Consider the following 5,792-nt stretch of genomic DNA (forward strand, 5'->3'; position numbering starts at 1 on the left):
CCCAGCGGGGATAAATCCCCCCCAGACATTGCTGGTCCATAACTTATGTATTACAGATGCAACGCATGCCCCAACGCCCGCAACGCCGCTTCCTGCACCGCTTCACCCAGCGTCGGATGGGCATGGATGGTGCCGGCGATGTCCTCCAGGCGCGCACCCATTTCCAGGGATTGGCCAAATGCGGTGGACAACTCCGACACCCCCACGCCAACCGCTTGCCAACCGACGATCAGGTGATTGTCCCGGCGCGCCACGACGCGGACGAAACCGCTTTTCGATTCCAGCGTCATGGCCCGGCCATTGGCGGCGAACGGGAAGCTCGAAACCATGCAGTCCAGGCCGGCAGCCTTGGCCTCGTCCGGCGTCTTGCCGACCACGACCACTTCCGGATCGGTGAAGCACACCGCCGCGATGGCGGTCGGGCTGAACTCTCGGTGCTCACCGGCGATCAGCTCGGCGACCATTTCGCCCTGGGCCATGGCCCGGTGGGCGAGCATCGGTTCGCCGCTCAGGTCGCCGATGGCCCAGACATTGCGCATGCTGGTCTGGCAGCGATTGTCGATCTTGACCGCCGAACCGTTCATCGCCAAGTCCAGCGCCTCCAGGTTCCAGCCTTGGGTGTTGGGCTTGCGCCCGACCGCCACCAACACCCGGTCAGTGTCGAGGTTCAGCGTGTCGCCATTGGGATCGCGCACTTGCAAGGTGCTGGCCTGGGCATCGAAACCTTCGACGCTGTGCTTGAGATACAGCTTCACGCCCAATTGCTTGAGCGCTTCATGCACCGGTTGGGTCAGCTCACCGTCGTAGGCCGGCAGGATCCGCTCCTGGGCCTCGACCACACTGACCTCGGCGCCGAGCTTGCGATAGGCAATGCCCAGCTCCAGGCCGATGTAGCCACCGCCGACCACCACCAGATGCTTGGGCACTGAGGTAGGCGCGAGGGCTTCGGTGGACGAGATGATCGGCCCGCCTATCGGCAGCATCGGCAGGTTGACGCTTTTCGAGCCGGTGGCCAGCAGCAGGTGTTCGCACTGGATACGCGTATCACCGACCTCAACGGTCTTGCCATCGATGACCTTGGCCCAGCCATGAATGACCTGGACCTTATTCTTCTTCAGCAACGCGGCGACGCCGGTGGTCAGGCGATCGACGATGCCGTCCTTCCATTCCACGCTCTTGCCGATGTCCAGGGTTGGCGCGGACACGTTGATACCCAAGGCCGAGCCCTGGCTGTGGTGGCGCGTCTGGTGGAACTGCTCGGCCACATGAATCAGCGCCTTGGACGGTATGCAGCCGATGTTCAGGCAAGTACCGCCCAGCGCCTGGCCTTCCACCAGGATCGTCTCGATGCCCAGTTGGCCGGCGCGGATCGCCGCCACATAACCGCCCGGGCCGCCGCCGATGATCAATAGTTTGGTATTCAAAGTCTGCATCGCCTACTCCACAAACAAAGTGGCGGGTTGTTCGAGCAAGCCACGCAGGGCCTGGATGAATTGCGCCGCGTCCATGCCGTCGACCACCCGGTGATCGAAGGAGCTGGAAAGGTTCATCATCTTGCGGATCACGATCTGGCCCTTGATCACCATGGGCCGCTCGACGATCTTGTTCACGCCGACGATCGCCACTTCCGGCAGGTTCAGCACCGGCGTGCTGACGATGCCGCCGAGCGCGCCGAGGCTGGTCAGGGTGATGGTCGAACCGGACAGCTCATCGCGACTGGCCTTGCCATTGCGCGCCGCCGTGGCCAGACGCGAGATTTCCGCCGCGCTGTCCCACAGGCTGCGAGCCTCGGCGTGACGCACCACCGGCACCATCAGGCCGACATCGCTCTGGGTCGCGACGCCGACATGCACCGCGCCGGAGCGGTGGATGACTTGGGCCTCGTCGTCGTAGCGCGCGTTCATCTGCGGGAAATCACGCAAGGCCACGACCAGGGCGCGGACCAGGAACGGCAGCAATGTCAGCTTGCCGCGACTGGCGCCGTGTTTTTCATTCAAGTGAACCCGCAGCTCCTCCAGCGCCGTGACGTCGATTTCCTCGACGTAGCTGAAGTGGGCGGCGCGCTGGGTCGCTTCCTGCATGCGCTGGGCGATCTTGCGACGCATACCGATCACCGGGATCTGCTGCTCGTCGTGGCGTTCGGCATAACCCGAGCCGCCCTTGGCCTGTGGCGACGAACCCTGGGCCAGATAGGCTTCGAGGTCTTCATGCAGGACGCGCCCGGCGGGGCCGCTGCCCTGCACCAGGCGCAGTTGGATACCGAGGTCCAGCGCGTGTTTGCGCACGGCCGGCGACGCCAGTGGACGCTCCTCGGGATCGCGGGCCACCGGGGCTTGCGCGGTGCAGCGGGGTGCGGCGGTCTTCTCCACCACGGGTTCAGGCGTTGCCACTGGTGCTGGCGCTGGCTTTGGCGCCTGCACAGCCGGTGCTGGAGCCGGTTGCGCCGACTCCTTCAGGTTGCCCGCACCTTCCACCTCAATGCGGATCAGCTCGCTGCCCACCGCCATGACTTCACCTGGCTCGCCACCCAGGGCGATGACCCGGCCATGCACCGGCGAGGGGATGTCCACCATCGCCTTGTCGGTCATGACATCGGCCAATACCTGATCCTCGACCACCATGTCGCCGACCTTGACGTGCCACACCGACAGTTCAACTTCCGCAATGCCTTCGCCGATGTCCGGCATCTTGATAACGTGCGTGCCCATTCAGACCTCCATGACCCGTTTCAACGCCGCGCCCACACGGGACGGCCCTGGGAAATACGCCCACTCCTGCGCGTGCGGGTAGGGGGTGTCCCAACCGGTGACACGCTCGATGGGCGCTTCCAGGTGGTGGAAGCAATGTTCTTGCACCAACGACACCAACTCGGCGCCGAAACCGCAGGTGCGGGTGGCTTCGTGGACGACCACGCAGCGGCCGGTTTTCTTCACCGACTTGACGATGGTCTCCAGGTCCAGCGGCCAGAGGCTGCGCAGGTCGATGACTTCGGCGTCGATGCCGGTTTCTTCGGCGGCCACTTGGGAGACGTAGACCGTGGTGCCGTAGGTGAGGATGGTCACGTCCTTGCCCGGGCGGGTGATGGCGGCGACGTCCAGCGGCACGGTGTAGTAGCCGTCCGGCACTTGCGCTTGCGGATGCTTGGACCACGGCGTTACCGGACGGTCGTGGTGGCCGTCGAACGGGCCGTTATACAGGCGCTTGGGTTCGAGGAAGATCACCGGGTCATCGTTTTCGATGGAGGCGATCAGCAGGCCCTTGGCGTCGTAGGGGTTGGACGGCATGACGGTGCGCAGGCCACAGACTTGGGTGAACATCGCCTCGATGCTCTGGCTGTGGGTCTGGCCTCCATAGATGCCGCCGCCGCACGGCATGCGCAGGGTCATCGGCGCGGTGAATTCGCCGGCCGAGCGATAGCGCAGGCGCGCCGCTTCGGAAATGATCTGGTCCGACGCCGGGTAGACATAGTCGGCGAACTGGATCTCGGCCACCGGCCGCAGCCCATAGGCGCCCATGCCCACCGCCACGCCGACGATGCCGCTTTCGGAAATCGGCGCGTCGAACACCCGCGAGGTGCCGTACTTGTTCTGCAGGCCTTCGGTGCAGCGGAACACGCCGCCGAAGTAACCGACGTCCTGGCCGAACACCACGACGTTGTCGTCGCGTTCGAGCATCACGTCCATGGCCGAGCGCAGGGCCTGGATCATGGTCATGGTGGTAGTGGTCATGGCGGTGTCCAACGCAATATTGTTGTTGTGATCGTTCATGTCAGATCCCCAACTGCTGACGCTGGCGCTTCAAGTGCTCCGGCATCTCTTTGTAGACGTCTTCGAACATGGTCGCGGCGCTTGGAATCTGCCCGCCGGCGAGGGTGCCGTACTGCTCGGCTTCCTTCTGCGCGGCGATCACCTCGGCTTCGAGTTCGGCGGTGACGGCGGCGTGTTCCTCTTCGGACCACTGGCCGATCTTCACCATGTGCTGCTTGAGGCGGGCAATCGGATCGCCCAGGGGGAAGTGGCTCCAGTCGTCGGCGGGGCGATATTTGGACGGATCGTCCGAGGTGGAGTGCGGGCCGGCGCGGTAGGTGACCCATTCGATCAGCGCCGGGCCGAGGTTGCGACGGGCGCGTTCGGCGGCCCAGCGCGAGGCGGCGTAGACCGCCATGAAGTCGTTGCCGTCCACGCGCAGGGAGGCGATGCCGCAACCGACGCCGCGTCCGGCGAACGTCGTGGCTTCACCGCCGGCGATGGCCTGGAAGGTGGAGATTGCCCATTGGTTGTTGACCACGTTGAGAATCACCGGCGCGCGGTAAACGTGGGCGAAGGTGAGGGCGGTGTGGAAGTCCGATTCGGCGGTGGCGCCGTCGCCGATCCAGGCCGAAGCGATCTTGGTATCGCCCTTGATCGCCGAGGCCATGCCCCAGCCCACGCCTTGGATGAATTGCGTGGCGAGGTTGCCGGAAATGGTGAAAAAACCAGCGTCCTTGACCGAATACATGATCGGCAATTGCCGGCCCTTGAGCGGATCGCGCTCGTTGGACAACAGTTGGCAGATCAGGTCCACCAGCGGCACCTCGCGGGCCATCAGGATGCTTTGCTGGCGATAGGTGGGGAAGCACATGTCGTCGATGTTCAGGGCCAGGGCCTGGGCGCTGCCGATGGCTTCTTCGCCAAGGCTTTGCATGTAGAACGACATCTTTTTCTGACGCTGGGCGACGACCATGCGGTTGTCGTAGATGCGCGTCTTGAGCATGGCGCGCATGCCTTTGCGCAGGATTTCGACGGGGATGTCTGTAGCCCAGTCGCCCAAGGCGTTGCCCTGGTCATCGAGTACGCGAATCAGGCTGCGGGCCAGGTCGGCGGTGTCGGCGGGTTCGACGTCGATGGGAGGTTTGCGCACCGTGCCGGCATCGGACAGATGCAGGTAGGAAAAGTCGGTCTTGCAGCCGGGACGGCCCGAGGGTTCGGGAACGTGCAGGCGTAGCGGTTCATACGCTGGGTTCATGGCTTTCTACGCTCGATCTTGTGAATTTCTTGTAGTGGGCGCGCTAGCTGACGAATTTCCCTAGGTAGGTGGGAAATTGTCCTACAACAATCATAGGCTCGACGAAGAAGAATATTTTTCTCTGTTAGCTTGCTGTTCAGATCATTTGCAGATAAAAAATCTGCACAACGATAAAAATCAGGAAATTTTGTCTCATGCGTAAATTGGATCGCACCGACATCGGCATCTTGAACAGCCTTCAGGAAAACGCCCGCATCACCAACGCCGATCTCGCCCGTTCGGTGAACCTGTCACCGACGCCGTGCTTCAACCGCGTCCGGGCCATGGAGGAATTGGGAGTGATCCGCGAGCAGGTCACGCTGCTGGACGCCGATCTGCTGGGGTTGCACGTCAACGTGTTCATCCATGTCAGCCTGGAGAAGCAGGTGGAAGAGGCGTTGCAGCATTTCGAGGAGGCGATCTCCGACCGGCCGGAGGTGATGGAGTGCTACCTGATGGCGGGTGATCCGGATTATCTGATTCGCGTGCTGGTGCCAACGATCCAGTCGTTGGAGCGGTTCATGATGGACTTCCTGACCAAGGTCCCGGGCGTGGCGAACATCCGCTCCAGCTTCGCGCTCAAGCAGGTGCGCTACAAGACCGCGCTGCCGTTGCCGGCCAATGGGTTGACGTTGGGGACCTGAAAGTCAAAGGATCGCAGCCTTCGGCAGCTCCTACAGAGAATGGGTGGGTTCCTGACGGTGCGTTGTCGCCTGACCTACCGATTTCGCGAGCAGGCTCGCTCCCAC

At 63.2% G+C, this 5,792-nt stretch carries 5 protein-coding genes; 1 reads left to right on the forward strand and 4 read right to left on the reverse strand.

Annotation, left to right across the window (positions count from 1 at the left end; genetic code table 11):
* Nucleotides 1-50: 50 nt before the first annotated feature.
* From lpdA to OC610_RS19900, 4 genes are read right to left on the reverse strand one after another with little or no spacing between them, the layout of a single operon-like run.
* Nucleotides 51-1,433, reverse strand: coding sequence for a dihydrolipoyl dehydrogenase (lpdA, locus tag OC610_RS19885; protein ID WP_264430099.1), 1,383 nt, complete (start codon nucleotides 1,431-1,433; stop codon nucleotides 51-53).
* A gap of 3 nt (nucleotides 1,434-1,436) precedes the next feature.
* The gene (locus tag OC610_RS19890) at nucleotides 1,437-2,708 is read right to left on the reverse strand and encodes a dihydrolipoamide acetyltransferase family protein (protein WP_264430100.1); all 1,272 of its coding nucleotides are present in this window, start codon (nucleotides 2,706-2,708) and stop codon (nucleotides 1,437-1,439) included.
* Complete coding sequence (locus tag OC610_RS19895) at nucleotides 2,709-3,767, reverse strand: alpha-ketoacid dehydrogenase subunit beta (protein WP_030141237.1); 1,059 nt, start codon at nucleotides 3,765-3,767, stop codon at nucleotides 2,709-2,711.
* Nucleotide 3,768: 1 nt separating this feature from the next.
* On the reverse strand, nucleotides 3,769-5,004 hold the full coding sequence (locus OC610_RS19900) for a 3-methyl-2-oxobutanoate dehydrogenase (2-methylpropanoyl-transferring) subunit alpha (RefSeq protein WP_207966892.1): 1,236 nt from the start codon (nucleotides 5,002-5,004) through the stop codon (nucleotides 3,769-3,771).
* A 194-nt stretch (nucleotides 5,005-5,198) separates the two neighbouring features.
* Between OC610_RS19900 and bkdR the strand changes: the two genes are divergently transcribed.
* Nucleotides 5,199-5,687, forward strand: a complete 489-nt coding sequence (gene bkdR / locus OC610_RS19905) for a Bkd operon transcriptional regulator BkdR (RefSeq protein WP_003202929.1) — start codon at nucleotides 5,199-5,201, stop codon at nucleotides 5,685-5,687.
* The last annotated feature ends 105 nt before the right edge of the window (nucleotides 5,688-5,792 follow it).

Origin of the sequence: Pseudomonas agronomica, from assembly GCF_025917275.1 — a bacterium.
In the GTDB taxonomy this organism is placed as follows: Bacteria; Pseudomonadota; Gammaproteobacteria; order Pseudomonadales; family Pseudomonadaceae; genus Aquipseudomonas; species Aquipseudomonas agronomica.

Coding starts and splice junctions, on each gene's coding strand:
- lpdA (WP_264430099.1), bottom strand. CDS start 1,433: ATGCAGACTTTGAATACCAAACTATTGATCATCGGCGGCGGCCCGGGC.
- OC610_RS19890 (WP_264430100.1), bottom strand. CDS start 2,708: ATGGGCACGCACGTTATCAAGATGCCGGACATCGGCGAAGGCATTGCG.
- bkdR (WP_003202929.1), top strand. CDS start 5,199: ATGCGTAAATTGGATCGCACCGACATCGGCATCTTGAACAGCCTTCAG.
- OC610_RS19895 (WP_030141237.1), bottom strand. CDS start 3,767: ATGAACGATCACAACAACAATATTGCGTTGGACACCGCCATGACCACT.
- OC610_RS19900 (WP_207966892.1), bottom strand. CDS start 5,004: ATGAACCCAGCGTATGAACCGCTACGCCTGCACGTTCCCGAACCCTCG.